Source organism: Paenibacillus sp. J22P165, assembly GCF_059692015.1.
Genome location: NZ_JCAUAP010000006.1, coordinates 60,249 through 76,659 on the forward strand (window position 1 = coordinate 60,249; position 16,411 = coordinate 76,659).

Genomic DNA, 16,411 nt, shown 5'->3' on the forward strand with positions numbered 1-16,411 from the left:
CAGACCGTGAAGGGGGATGACTTGTGAAAGGCGTTGTACTTGCAGGAGGAACAGGAAGTCGGTTACGCCCTTTGACGCACTTTATTAATAAACATTTGCTTCCAGTTGGAGATCTGCCCATGATTCAGTATGCGATTGATAAGCTATGTCAGGCAGGTGTTCGAGATATTCTAATTATCACGGGGAAACAATCTGCCGGCTTATATGTAGATTATCTGGGCAGCGGAGACAGTTTCGGTGCTAATTTGACTTACAAGATTCAAGATCGAGCAGGTGGTATTGCGCAAGCCTTGGCTTTGGCAGAGGATTTTGTGGAGAAGGGTGAGAAGTTCGTGGTTATTCTAGGAGATAACTTATTCCAAGACCCGCTGCAACCCATCATTCATTCCTATAACCAACAACGTGAGGGAGCCATGGTGTTACTGAAAGAAGTTGAAGATCCTCGTAGATACGGTGTAGCGATGATGGAAAACGAGCATATAGCGTACATTGAGGAGAAGCCGAAGCAACCAAACTCTCCTTTCGCCGTGACGGGGATTTATTTATATGACTCTACTGTCTTTGACATTGTAAAATCACAGTCACCTTCAGCCAGAGGCGAGATGGAAATCACAGATGTTAACAATGTGTATGCAGCTTCAGGCGCACTTTCTCATATGTTTCTGAAGGGATGGTGGATTGACGCGGGGACACATGAATCGCTCTTTCAAGCCACTCTTTTAGTTAGGAAGGAGTTCAACTAATGCAATCGTTGCTAGTAACTGGTGGCATGGGATTTATAGGAAGTAATTTTATTCATTATTGGAAGAAGCATCATCCCGAGGATTATGTGATCAATGTCGATTTACTCACATATGCAGGAAATAGGGACAATACCAGGATGTTAGAAGGGCAAGGCGGCTATGAGTTTGTTCATGGTGATATTGGTGATGCGACGCTCATGAAGAAATGGATGCGTGGAGTCGATGTGGTTGTTCATTTTGCAGCGGAATCGCATGTAGATCGGAGTATTCATGACCCCGGTAGTTTTGTAAAGACAAATGTAGTTGGCACTCAAATTTTGCTTGAAGCCGCTCGTCAAGCTCAAGTTAAGAAGTTTATTCATATTTCCACAGACGAAGTGTATGGATCACTTGGAGCTGAAGGAGCCTTCAGTGAAGAAACACCAATTGCACCAAATTCTCCGTATTCAGCTAGTAAAGCGGGCTCTGATTTGCTAGTAAGAGCTTACTACGAAACGTATGGATTTCCAGCCGTGATAACACGCTGCTCCAACAATTATGGTCCCCGTCAATTTCCCGAAAAACTAATCCCACTCTTAATTACCCGTGCACTACGAAATGAAACTATTCCCCTCTATGGGGATGGCTTGAATGTTCGAGACTGGTTGTATGTAGACGATCATTGTTCTGCCATTGCATGTGTGATTGCAGCTGGCGTGCCTGGTGAGGTGTACAACGTTGGCGGTCAGAACGAGCGGACGAATTTGGAGGTCGTTCAGCGAATTTTGAAGTTGTTGGGCAAGCCAGAATCCTTGATTCACTATGTAACGGATCGGCTTGGACATGATCGGCGATACGCTATCAACAGCTCGAAGATACGTCGCGAATTAGGGTGGACGCCGGCTTATTCGTTTGAAAGCGGCCTTCAAAAGACGTTGAACTGGTATTTGGAAGAAAGCGAGTGGTACGCCCGAATTGCAGATGGTTCGTACCGTGAAGATAAAGAAGCTGATCCCACTTGAAAATCGTAATTACGGGTGCCGGCGGGCAGCTTGGGTATGACCTTAAACGTGTGCTGAGCCCTTTGCATGAGGTAATCGCATGGGATAAGGCGAAGTTGGATGTGAGTCAAGAACACGAAGTTATGCAGCAAATATTAATCGAACGGCCAGACGTTGTCGTGCATGCTGCTGCGTATACCAACGTAGATAAAGCTGAATTCGAGAAGGAAGCTGCCTATCAAGTGAATGCCTTAGGCGCCCTTCATTTAGCGAATGCTTGCTTAATCGTTGGAGCTAAGCTCGTCTATGTCAGCACGGATTATGTGTTCGATGGCACGAAGCAAAGTCCCTATGAAGAGACGGATATGCCTAATCCGCTCAATAGCTATGGGCAATCCAAGCTACTTGGAGAGAAATTCGTTGCTATGACATGCAGAAGGCACTTTATTGTACGAACCTCTTGGTTATATGGCCAGAAGGGAACGAACTTTGTAACTAAAGTGTTGGAAAAAGCACGCACAAATTCAACACTCTCCATTGTGGATGACCAGTTTGGTTCCCCTACCTATTGCTTGGATCTGGCCATTTTTATTCGATCACTGATTGAAACAGATCACTATGGACTTTATCATGCTTCGAATCAAGGCGTATGTTCCAGATACGAATTCGCCACGCATATCCTCCAAGCGGCTGGCATGGCACATATTTCTCTCCAAGCTGTGCCCACCCACGCTTTTCCGCCAGCGCCGGCTGAAAGACCGATGTATACGGCATTTGTGCACAAAGCCATGCAGTCCAGTGGGTTTGCGCCTATGCGAGATTGGAAATCCGCACTTGATTTCTTTCTACAAGTTGAGTACTACGAGACAGCTGTTAAGGCAAAGAAGGTGAAAGATACATGGTAATTCGTAATCGCATCGCGGAAGGACGCAGTCAAGGTTTTCAGGCTGGCCGAGAAAGTGGCTATCGTATGGGCAGATGCCAATTCGCCCTAGACACCTGCTATCCGGCGCCCATACCGCTGAGAGAAGCTAGCGTTTTATTTATTGTTCAAGGTATCTTCGATGCCATTGACAATGGCATTATTCATGGTTTGCAACAAACAGTCCGCGTTTTATACACAGCCACGGCTGCGGATATGCTCCGATTAGCGAATGAGCTTAAACCAAATCTGGTGCTTGTCATGAATGGGCTTCATGTTTTCCCTGGTGATCATGCTAATCATGTGGATCAAGTAAGACAGATGGGGATTCGAACCGCCATTTGGTTTGCGGATGATCCCTATTTTACTGATCAGACACCCGCAATAGCCCCTCACTATGATTATGTATTCACGCATGAAATGTCATGTGTACCGTTCTATCAGGGGATAGGCTGCAAGCAAGTTCACTACTTGCCTTTGGCGGCTAACCCAACTGTGTTTAAACCTCAGCATATTAGCCCTAACTACCGAAGCGATATCTGCTTTATAGGCACGGGCTTTCCTAACCGAATTGCCCTTTTCAACGAGTTAGCCCCTTTCTTAATAGGGAAAAAAGTGGTCATTGCCGGGGGACTATGGGATCGATTAGATCATTTCGCGCTGCTTCAACAAGGGATTAATCTGCGTGGGGTTCCGGTCGAAGAGTCAGTGAAGTATTATAATGGTGCCAAAATCGTCCTGAATATTCACCGACTTACGTACGATGAAATCTACAATAAAAATAGTAGAAATATACCGGGATATTCCATTAATCCGAGAACCTATGAGATCGCGGGATGTGGAACCTTGCAAATAACGGATTTTCGCCATGATCTGGAACAGCACTATCGACCCGGATCTGAAATCGAAACCTTCCATCATACGGGAGAGCTTGTTCATAAATTAAGTCATTATTTAATTCATGAGGAAGAGCGATTGCGTATTGCAATTAATGGGATGAGAAGAACGCGAATGGAGCATTCGTTCGCAAATCGTTTAGTTAAGTTGTTAGACATTGTATTTGCCTAGAAGGGAGTGAAGGTTGTGCGTTTTATCAATAGTGCGCATGCTCGGGAGCGCGGACTTGCTGATGGTAATCAATTTGGTCACGCTAATGGAGTCAGGTTGGGGCAATGTGAAGCGATCATGCAAAAAGCGGCTCGTGACCGTGCGCCAAGTCCTGTCTGGGACGTACGTGTGTTGTTTGTTACATCGGGCAAAGGATACCCCTATGAGCCATTGGATATCGCCGTTATTAACGGCCTTCGCCCTTTAGTTCGTGAGTTGATTATAGGAAACTGTGACAACGATCAGACTCGTATCGGGAATCCAAAAGCTAATGTCGAAACGATTGCAGCGAGACACCGACCTGATGTGATGATTGTTTTAGAGGGGATGAATCTCTCCCTGAATGTTGTTGATCGGGTTCGCCATATGGGTATTCGGACAGCCATATGGCTAACTGATGATCCCTATTACACGGATATTACCGCTTCCTATGCGAGGCACTATGATTATTTATTTACCTTAGAAGTGAATTGTGTACAGTTTTATCGGGAGATGGGATGTCAGCAGGTTCATTATTTACCACTAGCCTTTCAACCGGAAATGTTTCGACCAAGACCAGTGCCACTAGGTGTCCAGCGCGATATTTGTTTTATTGGATCGGCTTACTGGAACCGAGTTGGCGTGTTCAATCAGATTACACCGTTTTTAGCGAGCAAACGAATCATTATCTCAGGAATTTGGTGGGAACGGCTGAAGAAATATCGTCTACTTGCACCTCAAATTCAATTGAATACGTGGATGCCGCCAGATCAAACCGCCACGTTCTACAATGGGGCGAAAATTGTCATTAATATGCATAGAGCTTTCGATGACCAATCGTATAACCACAACTCTCGTCGAATTACCGGCGCTTCTCCTAATCCCCGAACATTTGAAATCTCTGGTTGCGGTGCCTTTCAATTGACGGACATTCGGGATGATTTAGTCAATTTCTATACGCCAGACTATGACATCGTGACGTATGCGTCACCAGAAGAAATGCTGCACAAAATGAATCATTATTTAATTCATGAAGAGGAACGTAAGCTCATTGCCATGCGCGGTCTCTATCGTACGATGCGTGATCACACCTATACGAATCGGCTGATTACGATGCTTTCCGTCATTTTCGGGCCTAGATAAGGACTGAATAAGTGGACCATTTAGAAAGATGAGGTGTAGCAGGTGATCACGAAAAAAAAGGTTAAAAAGCTGACCATAAGTAGAAAAATTCGGAAGAAGCGAGCGGGAACGACCCTAAAAACAGGTCTGAAAAAAAGGACGCTTGTTCGGAGAAAAGGGCGTGCCATTCGTCGGTTAAGACCACTAGCAAGGCGTAAGGGGAGACGCAGATTAGTCCGCCGTCTCATTCGATTTCCTAAACGCAAAGGGAGTCGGCTCATAGCTCGTCGCCGCAAGGCTCCGCGCCGTATCATCCTAAGCCCAAGAGCGAGAAGAGCTCAATTAGCCTATGATCGAGCATTCAATGAAGCGTATAATGCGGGCTACGGTGTCGGCTTCACAGAAGGATATACAAGGGAGCTTACAAATCCAACGATTGCTTAAAGTGATGTCATGAGTTATGAGGTGAAGCCCTGTTGGAAAAACGATATCGAAAGAAACGGATGAGTGGGCAGGTCATTTCCAGGAAGAGGCGCAAACGAACTCTTTCTAAGAAGGTGACCTCCCGATTTACTAAGCGTAAGCGCGCGCTAAGTCGAAGAATTAGGACAAGTGTCCACCCTGTCGGTGCAGTCATCATCACTTCCAATACAGAAGCATCGATTGTGAATGTGTTGGAGCCATTGAAACGTTTACCGCTTAGGGAGATTATCGTCATTGTTCACGGGTCAGCAGACGGTACATTAGAGATGGTTAAAAGGCATTCAAGAGCTATTCTTATTCATGTTCCCGTACGAATTGAACGAGATGCCGCAAGAGCTCTGGCTTCGAAGATATCGCGGTCGGACTTCTTGCTTTTCATAGAAGAGGACAAGATTGTTAATGCGGAAGAGCTGCTTCCGTCCATTCGAAATTTGGCAATGGGTATTGAAAATGGCACCTTAGTGAGGAGGCATGAACTTGCAATTAACGAGCATCATTATTCCTACGTTTAATGGTTTAGCTTTGTTGAAAGCCTGTGTCACTTCCATCCGTCAGCATACCTTTGCGCCGTATGAAATTATAGTTGTTGATAATGGCTCCCAAGACGGAACTATGAGATATTGTCGAAATGAAAATATTAAACTCGTTGCTCTGCCCGCTAATCTCGGTTTTCCAGCTGCCTGTAATTACGGCTTACGCTTGGCGGAAGGTGACACGTTAATGCTCTTGAATAACGATACGATAGTAACGCCGAATTGGCTGCCAAAGATGCTAAACTGCTTACACAGTCGAGAAGATATCGGAATGGTAGGTCCAGTCTCTAATTATGTCTTTGGTAAGCAAAAAATCCGTGTACCCTTCACGGGGATATCGAATATGGTGCACATTTACAGTCAGGTAAATCCTGAAAAATGGCGGGAAGCAAAGCGATTAGTAGGCTTCTGTTTGTTATTTAAGCGGAATCTATATGATCAGATTGGTGAACTGGATGAAAGATTTGCTCCCGGATATTACGAGGACGATGATTTCTCGTATCGTGCCCGACTAGCGGGCTATCGACTTCTCATCGCAGGCGATTGCTTCGTGTATCATCGCGGTAGTGTTAGTTTTCGAAAAAAAATGGGTCGATCCAAGCGCGAACTGCTGCGACGCAATCGCAAGAAGTTTATTCACAAATGGGGCGTTGATCCCCTTCGGTTTATTTAGGCACCGATTCCTAACAAGCTGCATAACGTAGTGTGAAAAAGGTTGTAGGAGTGAGATACCATGGAGGAGCGGGTCACGAAGATTATTTCTCAGATTGCAGCTTCACATAGCCAAATGGGGCGAATATTGGAAACACACCGGCATGTGTCTGCGCAAATGGCGGCAATTACAGGAGATCTGCCAGATTCTCATCCTGGTTTTGCTGGCTTAGGGATGCTTCAGAAGAAGGCTTTACAATTAACCAAAAATGTAACGGCCTATTTAAATAGCCTTGCTGAATTAGAAGAAGCGATGGCGATGCAAACGGAATTAGTCATGAAGGAATTACATGTACCTGATGAGGAATAGAGGGAATGACCTTGGAAAGAACAGAACTCTATATGCAGATGCTTGAAGCGACAGCCAAGCTGCAATATGAAATAAGTTTGATGCTGGAAGCGAGAGTTGTGGAAGCTTCGAAGTCGCAAAACTGGATTTGTCAGCATATTAATGCGGCGAATTTGGAGGGACATGACCATAAGATGAACGTCACTGGCGAAATTAATGAGAGTGTCATTGACCTTATTGACGGCATAACGAAGCTGGAGAATGCGTTAAATCGCCAGATGAAGGCGATGCTTGGGAAACATTCTTCAGGTTCAGCTTTAGGCTTAGGCTTGGGGTCCGATGACACCATGGGATTTGGTGGTTTACTTCCTTTTGGTGAGGATGAAAAGCTGTGAATCGCGAGAGTGTTGAGCTGCACATATTGATCTCGCTGGCGCGAAGCCAGCGAGCACTATGTCGAATCATAGAATCTGTCGCAGATCATATAGAGGGTTCAGAGCAGCTAGCAGGACATGTCGCGGATAATCTAAAGACGATTAGCGACTATCAACATGCTCTGATGTTAAAAGTTACGAATCAGTCCAAGCGTACACGTGGTATAGGTAAGTTTGGTAAACCGGCTAAGCCTTGGATCAATAAGCATTTGTAGACTTAACCCCAGCGTACAAGGAGTCCGGCGTGTGTTAAACCACCGCCAAATCCGTATAGTAACAAGGTGTTGCCGGTTTGTACTTTTCCTTCTTTAATTCCCAAATCTAATGCTAGCGGAATAGAAGCCGCGGAAGTGTTGCCGAAGTATTCAAGGCTGTACAGCGCTTTGTCAATCGGGATACCGCTCTTCTCACAGATCGAGTCAATCATACGCAGGTTCGCGCTATGAGGGATGAACCAATCGATCGCCTCGAGAGGCATGCCGCTCTTTTGCAGCAGCATCTCAATGCCCTGCGGTACGGTCGAAACAGCGAATCGGTACACTTCACGTCCGTTCTGGACAAGCTTTCCTTCTCCTAGCAGCGGCTCGCCATTCAGCTCTGTAGCCAGTCCTGTCCGGTACACATGCTTGGCACCTGTACCATCTGATCCCATATGATAAGCGAGGAATGCAGGCTTAGCTTCTTCGCGCTCTACGACCACTGCTCCAGCGCCATCACCAAAAAGGATGCAAGTGGATCGGTCCGTGTAATCTGTGATCTTGGACAACGCATCGCCGCCGATCACGAGTATTTTGTGATGGACTCCTGCAGATACTAAGGCACTAGCTGTATGAAGCGCATAGGCGAAGCCTGCGCACGTTGCATTGAGATCATAGGCTCCCGCGTTTTGGATGCCGAAGTGGGCCTGAACCTGACAGGCAACAGGCGTTGACGATAAGTCTGGTGTATGTGTGGACACGATGACGAGGTCTACCTCGTCAAGAGAATTGGGGTATCGATCAAGCAAATTTTGCACGGCTGCTATACATAAATGACTGGTGAACTCATGCGCTCCAGCTATTCTGCGCTCTCGAATGCCAGTGCGTTGGACAATCCATTCATCGTTCGTATCCACCTTTTGGGAGAGTTCCTCGTTGGTTAAAATATACTCAGGCACATAAGTGCCGATGGCTGAAATTCGCGCTTGTAAAGAAATAGAGGACGACATGAGTGACACTCCTTTTTAGTATCAAGTATTAGTATCTGGTACTAAATTTAGTTTAAGGCATGGAAGTGTTCGTTGTCAATAGGAGAAGTGTATCGGTACGAACAGGAATGGTTTTAGACGGAACGGACAACAACGTAAAAGCCGCTCGCGCGAGTAAAGAGGGTTAAGAATTGAGTAAGAATGTATACGTGAGCTTATATTTAAAACTCAGTCTAGCTGGCTCTTCAAACAAGCTTATACTTCTGTATAAAAATTCCATTCGTCGCTAAAACTAGTATCACGTCAAAATTTAGGGGTTTAATTTATGCTTGCATTAGTCCAGGAAATTAAATCCATATTTGCCGATCATGATGACTTTTTCATTCAGGAAGAACAATTGGATCAAACAGCAATTTATCTCATAGGTTTTAACACGTTGATAGATTTCGCTAATACAAATTCATATATTCGACAAATGGCCAAAATGTCTGCTTCCGTAAATGAACTATTTACTAACCTCAGTGATCAGCTTGACGTTAAATTAGAACAAATCATAAAAGCTGTTTTAGAAGGCAAATTAGTACTCATATCAGAAAGTAATCCAAGTAATCGTATTGCCGTATTGGAACCAATCTCACGAAAACTTAGTCGAAGCATTGATCAGCCCAAAAATGAAAGCATTATAAATGGTCCTTTAGACGCCTTTGGAGAGGATATTGATATTAACTTAGGTATCATTCGAAAGTGGCTTGTCACAGAACGTCTGTGCCATTGCTCTTATCAAGTTGGAGAGCTGGCTAAACGAAGGATTTCCATGCTGTATATTAAGGGGAAAGCTCCCAGTTCTCTTATTGAAAAAGTTGACTTGCATTTAAAACAAATTGAATCGGATATTGAAACGATTGATGACTTGAATAAATATTTTGGCCAACGCAAGATCAATCCTGTTAGTTATCTATTCTCAACTGAAATTCCGAATCAAGCTATCGATTCGTTAAAAAAGAATAGAGTCGTTCTATTTTTAGACAATTATCCCTTCGCGCTTGTTTTCCCTCATCTATTTATGGATATGTTGAGTACTGTTAACGACCGCAATTTCCCTTTTGGGTTGTCAATAATGATTCGAACTCTAAGGGGATTAGGGGTTTTGGCCACGCTTATACTCCCCGCTCTATATGTTGCCTTAACTTCCGTTAACCCTGATGTCCTGAAAATCGATCTCGCCTTGTTTATCTCAGAAAGCAGAGAAGGCATTCCGTTAACCCCCATAGTTGAAACCCTTGCAATGGTCGTGTTAGTTGATTTAATAATTGAAGCAATTGTAAGACTACCTAAAAGCGTAGGTCCTACGATTACAATGGTTGGAGGAATTATACTTGGACAAGCAATGGTTGAAGCGAAATTAGTCAGTAATTTATTAGTTATTGTGATCACTGCCATGCTGATTGCAAGTTCATCAGTAGTAGGCGTGCAAAATTCCTTGTACATTCGTGCTCTAAAATACCCCATTTTAATTTTGGCATCTGTTTTTGGCATTTTAGGTTTATTTACTGGTTTGACTTTTGTATGCATATACTTGGCGAGTTTAACGGCATGCGATATTCCGTATATGACATTTCGCATCGAACGAAAGGGCGACACAAAGTGACTCAAAGGTTACAGATCGGTTTAGTTTTTATTATCATGCATATGGGATTCGGTTATTTACAGTATCCTAGTCTCGTCTATAAGTTAACGAAAACAGGTCATTGGGGAGTGATTCTTGCTTACGGATTGGTGCAACTGTTCGTAATGATGATCTACAAGAAAGGGTTAAATTATTTCCCGAATAAAGATATTATTGATATTTTTTTGAAAATAGGAAGATGGGCTGCATACATTTTTCTAATCCCATATGTACTCAATCTGACTGTGATTGTTGCTATGAGTCTTCGTAAACATGCTGAAAGTATTGGTTCGATTTTTTTGATTCAGACACCTAGTTGGTCCATATTAATTCTTCTCCTCGTCATTTCAACGTATACGGCTATAAAAGGCTTAGGCACGATTTTACGTTCTTCCGTTTTCATTTTCATTATCGTTAACTTTTTGGTGGTTTTTGTTATTTTTACTTCGATTGTAAATTTTGACTCTAAGAACGCTTTACCGGTTTGGCCGTCATCTCTCGATTTCTTAACGGATATAAATTTTATTTATCTTATGGGATTCTCGTCTTTATTTTTGGGATTTGTACCACCCGAAACCAATTTGACGTTCGGCCAACTTTTTGGGGCATGGACTTGTGTGATTTTATTCTATCTAGCTGTTGTGTATATTCCACTTTTTATTTTTGGGCAAGAAACAGTCGCTACATTTCCTTTTCCTGCAAAAGAAGCGGCGGATTCCATTGACATGAATTGGTTTGTATTCAACCAGCAAACGATATTTTTCGGTATATCATTAGTGGGGTTCACAATTCTATTAAATGCGGTTTTATTATGGATGATCGGACAAATTATTAAGAAAATGTTCGATTGGAAAAGAAGAAATACCTCTTATTGGATTAGTGCCTTTTCGCTTACCTCATTTATTTTCGCTGTATCGGTTCCGAGTCAGGCGTGGCTTGAAAAATTGGCTTTATGGAGTGCAGTTGCTCATGCTTTCTCAATTGTTATTCTTCCAATTACCATTTTTATCTACGGTGCCTTAGCTAGTAGGGGGATGGCGGGCTATGAAAAAAAATAGACATCTAATAAATGTTGTTGTACTTATGTCTTTAACCCTTCTCTGCGGGTGCTGGGATATTAAAGAAATAGATAAGCGTGACATTCCTCTAATTATCGGGATATCCAAAGAGAACGATGACCAATTCAAAGTGACAATGTATACGCCAATAACGGAAAAAGGCAGCAAATTGTCAAGAACAGTAACTCATAAAGGTGCAAACGTTTCAAGTGTGCTGGGACAGCTGAAAACAAATGCTGAAGATGCCGTGTACTACAAACAAGTACGCTTAATTATCATCCATAACAATTTGGAGAATGACAAAGAAGATTTGAGTGAAGTGTTTAAGTTTTTAATGAAATCTCAGGAATTACCGTCAGTAGCTATGTTAGCCATTACAGATGAAAATATCGAAAAAATGTTTTCAACTATTAAGGATAAACTTGATGCACATGCAACCTCTATAATTAACTATTTTTATAAAGGACCCGATTGGGCGCCAGAGGTCTCGACTATCCGCGTATGGGAAGTTTATCGAAGCTTGTTTTCATATACAAAAGATATAGCCGTTCCGGTTGTTAATACCGGAAAAGATACTTTATTAAGCTTTGATGGTGCGACTGTATTAAGAAATGGAATAATAATGGAAAGAATTAGCCCGAGTGAAAATCACTTAGTTAATTTGTTTCAAAACAAGAATACAAAAGGAAAGATAGAGAATCTGGGCTATGCCAGCATCAAGGTAAGAAAAAGCTCATTGCAAAATAATACGTCGATGAAAAATAGTAGTGATCCACAGGTTTCAAGCGATTTATATATGATGATTGACATTTTAGAAAGAAAAGAAGGCGTTACGAATGACCGGATACAAAGTGAACTTGAAAAGCTGATCGAAAAGCGGTTTTACCATATGTTCGAACAAGCCCAAAGAAACAAAACGGATATTTTCGGATTTGGCCAACATTTCCGTAATCAAATTCCTTATCATGAACTAAAAAACTGGCGAGAAGACTATTATCCGAATTTAAAAGTGAAATTTCAGGTTCATGTAAAGATGGAATAATATGACTTCGAGCTTTTTACAAAACATTATTACTGCGTTAACACAACTATGCGAAATGCAATGTACAATGAAGTTGTTACGATCGTTCCAAGATAAAAAGGGGATTTGGCGATGACTCTGCTACATGTGATCGGCAAAAAGCCAGTAATTGCAGCGGTGCGGAAGATGGCTGATTTGAACAAGGCACTGGACTCGGAAGTCGACAATGTCTTCTTCATGGGGGGCAATGCTGCTGAGATTATCGATGCTGTTCGGGCTACGCATGCATCTGGGAAAAACGCGTTTGTGCATCTCGACCTGATTCGAGGACTGTCGAGCACGGACAAGGAAACGATAGACTTGGTTACGCAGTTTATCGGAGCCCGTGGTATCGTCACGCCAAAGAGTCACATGGTCAAGGCTGCTAAACAAGCTGGCCTGTTCGGAATACTTCACCTGTTCGTGATTGATACGCTTGCGGTGGAGAACGGCTTGAAATTGGTAGAATCAGTGGAACCTGACTGCATCGAATTAATGCCGGGAGTTATTCCGAAAGTGATTGAACGATTTGCGACGGCCAATGAACAGATTCCGGTAATCGCAAGCGGCTTGATTCAAACGTTGGAAGAGGCAAGAATGGCATTGAATGCAGGGGCTACATCGTTATCCGTCACCGAAGCTAGTTTATGGTCGAAAAGCTTCGAAGAAATTCTTCAATAATTACATATCAAACCAAATGAGTTTGTGAGATGAGAGAAAGCTCAAAGGGTTGCAGACTTCCGAATTATACGTCGGAGGCTGAACTCTTTGCGTCTTCTCTCATTTTTTCGTTGAAAGGACTGATGCAGCCAAGAATGGCAATAGCACTGAGCAAGTACCGTATTGTGATCGTCCAACTACAACTATACTTTGGAGGTTATCCCTATTATGACTATTCGTCGATTATCTCGACTTTTATGCTTTTCACTTGTTGTTATCGTGATTTTATCTGCTTGCGGCCGCACCGTACCTACTACTGGCAGTAGCTCGACACAAACTCCAGCTTGGACAGGGGAGATTACCGTATGGGATGGCCCTCGTTGGTCTGACGCTGCCAGCAACAACAAATATTTTTGGTTAGAACAAAAGAAGGCAGAGTTTGAATCCAAACACCCTGGCGTTACGATTAACATCGTACAAGTGCCATGGGCTGAGATGGAAGACAAGTTGAATGTAGCGATCGCGGGAAAAGCTTGGCCAGATCTCGGTTACAACATCAGCAACCGAATAGCAAGTGTTAAAAATATTCAACAAGGTGTCATTGAACCGGTCGATGGTGTCTATACAAAAGAAGAATGGAACGATTTTTATTCAAACACATTAGAGCAATTCCAATATGAAGGTCATACGTATGGAATTCCAATCAGTTCGCGGGTACACACGCTTATGCTTAACTTGGATATTTTCAAGGAAAAAGGGGTAGAACCTCCTAAAGATGGCAAGTGGACATACGAGCAGTTTGTGGAAAAAATGCAGAAATTAACGGGAGATAACAAATTCGGTGTGTCGACTTACATTATGCCTAGCTACTATGAAGCTTGGCCGTTCATCATGATGGATGGCGGCAAACCACTTAGCAATGATATGAACCAATACACATTTGATTCTCCTGAAGCGATTAGTGGACTACAGAAATTCCTGGATCTAAAGTTCAAATACAAAGTGGCTCCGTCTGACATGGGTACTGTCAATGTAGGGGATGCCTGGAAGCAGTTCGCGGCTACGGACAAGCGATTAATGGCTGTTATGCCTTGGAACTCTTGGGCAATTGCCTCTGCACAAAAGGATCCTTATAAAATGAATTTCACGGTCGCGGAATATCCTACCGGTTCGTCAGGCAAGTCCATGACGGTAGGAGACGTGTTGGGATGGGTCATGTTCAAACAGAAAGATGACGCGAAACGTAAAGTAGTCGCTGAGTTCATGAGGTCACTTTCAACAACGGAAGAGATCTATACGACGGCTAAGTATTACGGAGTGTTTGCCTCCCGTAAATCATCTGCTGAGAAACGTCCATTCCAGGATAATCCTCAAATGGAGATAGCTCAGAAAATCGCGGAAACTGCGGTAATCATGCCTCGCCATCCACAATGGGCGAAGATTGATGAAGCGATTCAGAAGGAAATGCAGCTTGCCGTGAACGGCACGAAATCCGCCGAGCAAGCGCTGAAGGACGCACGTAAGGTTATCGATCCATTGTTGAAAAAGTAAGTATTTAGATACGGAAGGAGGGATCGGCTTGAATCCTATTATTCATGCTGCCAAGAGCAAGCCGACTCTCGGGCAGCGTCTGTTCCGTGGGTTCAGACATGCAGCACCGGCTTATGCGTTTCTTGTACCCAAATTGCTCTTATTTGCTCTATTTACCGTCATTCCAGTTCTATGGTCGCTTGTGCTTTCTTTTCAGGAGTTTGGTGTTTTCACGACGAAATGGGTTGGTTTCGCCAATTATATCGATGCATTCCGCAATGAAATGTTCCAGACTTCGATTTGGAATACGGCGCTATACACGGTTGCTACAGTACCTCTTTCTGTAGCGACCGCATTAATAATTGCCTCCTTGATATATCCTCTTCGCCCCAAGGCAAGGACTTTCTTCCGTGCGGCATTTTACATCCCATCTGTGACTTCAATGGTAGTTATTGCGATGGTTTGGCGCTGGATGTTCAATTATAGGTTTGGTTTGTTTAATGACTTTTTGGCTGTATTTGGACTAGAGCCAATCGATTGGCTGGGGCAGACATCGATGGCACTTTGGTCACTTGTTATTATGAATCTGCTTATCCCGCCTGGTGCGGGGATTATCATTTACTTGGCTGCCATGGGAGCCCTTAATCCGAATTTGTATGAAGCGGCTCGCATCGACGGAGCGTCGACTTTCCAGATTTGGCGGAGCATCACTGTACCGTTGTTGAAGCCGACAACGTTCTACTTAATGATACTGTCAATGATTGGCTCATTCCAAGTGTTCACTCAAATTGTGATGATGACAGATGGAGGACCGGGCAATGCAACGGAGACAGTCGTTCATGTCATTTATAAAACGGCCTTCCGTGACTTTGAATATGGGCTTGCCTCTGCGCAATCTGTGATTCTGTTCCTGATCATTCTCATGTTCTCCGTCATTCAGTACCGCCTAATGGGTGATGAAGGGGGAGGAAACTCTTGAGTTATCGTGCTCGCAACCGACTGAGCGCAGCAGTCGTGTATGGCATGCTGACGATCGCCGCCTTAATCACGCTGTTGCCGCTGTATTGGATATTCACGACATCGCTTCAGCTTCCAACTTATCAGAATGAAGTGATGAAAGTGCCTGTTTCCTTTGTTGAGGCTGATCCGCCTAAGATGTATCCATACGGAGTGGTGGAATATGTGTCTCAGTGGAACAAGAAGCGTACGGCAGAGCAACAGGGTGATGTAACTCAGGCGCAGTATCATGCTGCAAAAATGAAGGAAGTGGTCAATTCCACTTTCACAACATATGTGTACTTATTCAAAAGCACACAGGTCGTTCGTTGGTTGTGGAACACATTATTCATTGCTGTGATTGGGGCAATTGGAAATATTCTTTTCGATACGATGGCAGGGTACGTACTGGCTAAGAAGCAATTTCCAGGTCGCATGGCAGTATTCTGGATCATACTCGCAACGATGATGATTCCTGAGCAGGTTACGTTAGTGCCTACGTTTATGCTTGTGCAGAAGCTGCATCTGTTTGATACGCAGTGGGCGATCGTACTGCCCGGCTTGGCCGGTGCGTTCGGTGTGTTCCTCATGCGCCAATTTCTGCTCGGCACGCCAACTGAGTTGATAGAAGCAAGTAAGATGGACGGAGCATCGGAGTGGCGGGTGTTTGTCAACATTGTCGTGCCAATGGCACTTCCTGCTATGGCTTCGTTAGGAATCTTTACTTTCGTTGCTCAGTGGAACTCCTTTCTGTGGCCGATTATCGTGCTGAACGACGTAAAGTTGTTCACGCTGACTGCAGGTCTAAAGACGTTGCAAGACGCCAATTTAGCTAACTTTAAGCTACTTATGACAGGTGCTGCTGTAGGGGCGCTTCCGGTTATCGTTATGTTTCTTATGCTTCAGAAATATTTCATCCAAGGCCTGACATTGGGCGGGGTTAAAGAATAGG

General features: G+C 43.8%; 19 protein-coding genes. 18 read left to right on the plus strand and 1 reads right to left on the minus strand.

Going from position 1 to position 16,411, the window contains the following annotated elements:
* Window positions 1–23 precede the first annotated feature (23 nt).
* The 11 genes from AC58QM_RS15455 to AC58QM_RS15505 are packed head-to-tail and all read left to right on the plus strand — an operon-like array spanning window position 24 to window position 7,518.
* Entirely contained in the window at window positions 24–743 is a 720-nt protein-coding gene (locus AC58QM_RS15455) for a sugar phosphate nucleotidyltransferase (protein WP_497285402.1), read from the plus strand.
* Window positions 743–1,744: a dTDP-glucose 4,6-dehydratase gene (gene rfbB, locus AC58QM_RS15460; protein WP_497285403.1), complete on the plus strand. Its 1,002-nt coding sequence runs from the start codon at window positions 743–745 to the stop codon at window positions 1,742–1,744. The genes AC58QM_RS15455 and rfbB overlap by 1 nt, the downstream gene beginning before the upstream one ends.
* On the plus strand, window positions 1,741–2,628 hold the full coding sequence (rfbD, locus tag AC58QM_RS15465) for a dTDP-4-dehydrorhamnose reductase (RefSeq protein WP_497285405.1): 888 nt from the start codon (window positions 1,741–1,743) through the stop codon (window positions 2,626–2,628). The genes rfbB and rfbD overlap by 4 nt, the downstream gene beginning before the upstream one ends.
* A complete protein-coding gene (locus AC58QM_RS15470; protein ID WP_497285407.1) occupies window positions 2,622–3,713 on the plus strand; it encodes a CgeB family protein in 1,092 nt (363 codons plus the stop codon). The genes rfbD and AC58QM_RS15470 overlap by 7 nt, the downstream gene beginning before the upstream one ends.
* Before the next feature lie 15 nt (window positions 3,714–3,728).
* The gene (locus AC58QM_RS15475) at window positions 3,729–4,874 is read left to right on the plus strand and encodes a CgeB family protein (protein ID WP_497285409.1); all 1,146 of its coding nucleotides are present in this window, start codon (window positions 3,729–3,731) and stop codon (window positions 4,872–4,874) included.
* A gap of 42 nt (window positions 4,875–4,916) precedes the next feature.
* Window positions 4,917–5,297 (plus strand): hypothetical protein, encoded by a 381-nt coding sequence (locus tag AC58QM_RS15480; protein ID WP_497285410.1) that lies wholly within the window; start codon window positions 4,917–4,919, stop codon window positions 5,295–5,297.
* Window positions 5,298–5,329: 32 nt separating this feature from the next.
* Window positions 5,330–5,848, plus strand: coding sequence for a glycosyltransferase (locus tag AC58QM_RS15485; protein ID WP_497285412.1), 519 nt, complete (start codon window positions 5,330–5,332; stop codon window positions 5,846–5,848).
* Complete coding sequence (locus tag AC58QM_RS15490; protein WP_497285413.1) at window positions 5,808–6,542, plus strand: glycosyltransferase family 2 protein; 735 nt, start codon at window positions 5,808–5,810, stop codon at window positions 6,540–6,542. The genes AC58QM_RS15485 and AC58QM_RS15490 overlap by 41 nt, the downstream gene beginning before the upstream one ends.
* Window positions 6,543–6,602: 60 nt before the next feature.
* A complete protein-coding gene (locus tag AC58QM_RS15495) occupies window positions 6,603–6,890 on the plus strand; it encodes a nucleoside-diphosphate sugar epimerase (RefSeq protein WP_497285415.1) in 288 nt (95 codons plus the stop codon).
* A gap of 5 nt (window positions 6,891–6,895) precedes the next feature.
* A complete protein-coding gene (locus tag AC58QM_RS15500; RefSeq protein ID WP_497285416.1) occupies window positions 6,896–7,264 on the plus strand; it encodes an alpha-helical endospore appendage domain-containing protein in 369 nt (122 codons plus the stop codon).
* On the plus strand, window positions 7,261–7,518 hold the full coding sequence (locus AC58QM_RS15505) for a hypothetical protein (protein ID WP_497285418.1): 258 nt from the start codon (window positions 7,261–7,263) through the stop codon (window positions 7,516–7,518). The genes AC58QM_RS15500 and AC58QM_RS15505 overlap by 4 nt, the downstream gene beginning before the upstream one ends.
* A 2-nt stretch (window positions 7,519–7,520) precedes the next feature.
* Here the strand turns inward: AC58QM_RS15505 and AC58QM_RS15510 are convergent, their stop codons facing one another.
* Window positions 7,521–8,510: a ketoacyl-ACP synthase III gene (locus AC58QM_RS15510; RefSeq protein ID WP_497285419.1), complete on the minus strand. Its 990-nt coding sequence runs from the start codon at window positions 8,508–8,510 to the stop codon at window positions 7,521–7,523.
* Between the two features lie 304 nt (window positions 8,511–8,814).
* Here AC58QM_RS15510 and AC58QM_RS15515 point away from each other — a divergent pair, with 304 nt between their 5' ends.
* The 7 genes from AC58QM_RS15515 to AC58QM_RS15545 all read left to right on the plus strand — a co-directional run bounded on the left by AC58QM_RS15515 (window position 8,815) and on the right by AC58QM_RS15545 (window position 16,410).
* Window positions 8,815–10,137, plus strand: coding sequence for a spore germination protein (locus tag AC58QM_RS15515; protein ID WP_497285421.1), 1,323 nt, complete (start codon window positions 8,815–8,817; stop codon window positions 10,135–10,137).
* Window positions 10,083–11,213: a GerAB/ArcD/ProY family transporter gene (locus tag AC58QM_RS15520; RefSeq protein ID WP_497285423.1), complete on the plus strand. Its 1,131-nt coding sequence runs from the start codon at window positions 10,083–10,085 to the stop codon at window positions 11,211–11,213. Before AC58QM_RS15515 ends, AC58QM_RS15520 begins: the two co-directional genes overlap by 55 nt.
* Window positions 11,200–12,255 carry a Ger(x)C family spore germination protein gene (locus AC58QM_RS15525; RefSeq protein ID WP_497285424.1) on the plus strand — a complete coding sequence of 352 codons (1,056 nt, stop codon included), beginning with the start codon at window positions 11,200–11,202 and terminating at the stop codon, window positions 12,253–12,255. Before AC58QM_RS15520 ends, AC58QM_RS15525 begins: the two co-directional genes overlap by 14 nt.
* Before the next feature lie 111 nt (window positions 12,256–12,366).
* Entirely contained in the window at window positions 12,367–12,954 is a 588-nt protein-coding gene (locus tag AC58QM_RS15530; RefSeq protein ID WP_497285426.1) for a glycerol-3-phosphate responsive antiterminator, read from the plus strand.
* A gap of 207 nt (window positions 12,955–13,161) precedes the next feature.
* Complete coding sequence (locus AC58QM_RS15535) at window positions 13,162–14,484, plus strand: sugar ABC transporter substrate-binding protein (RefSeq protein WP_497285428.1); 1,323 nt, start codon at window positions 13,162–13,164, stop codon at window positions 14,482–14,484.
* A gap of 28 nt (window positions 14,485–14,512) precedes the next feature.
* Window positions 14,513–15,442: a carbohydrate ABC transporter permease gene (locus tag AC58QM_RS15540; protein WP_497285430.1), complete on the plus strand. Its 930-nt coding sequence runs from the start codon at window positions 14,513–14,515 to the stop codon at window positions 15,440–15,442.
* The gene (locus AC58QM_RS15545; RefSeq protein WP_497285432.1) at window positions 15,439–16,410 is read left to right on the plus strand and encodes a carbohydrate ABC transporter permease; all 972 of its coding nucleotides are present in this window, start codon (window positions 15,439–15,441) and stop codon (window positions 16,408–16,410) included. The genes AC58QM_RS15540 and AC58QM_RS15545 overlap by 4 nt, the downstream gene beginning before the upstream one ends.
* The last annotated feature ends 1 nt before the right edge of the window (window position 16,411 follow it).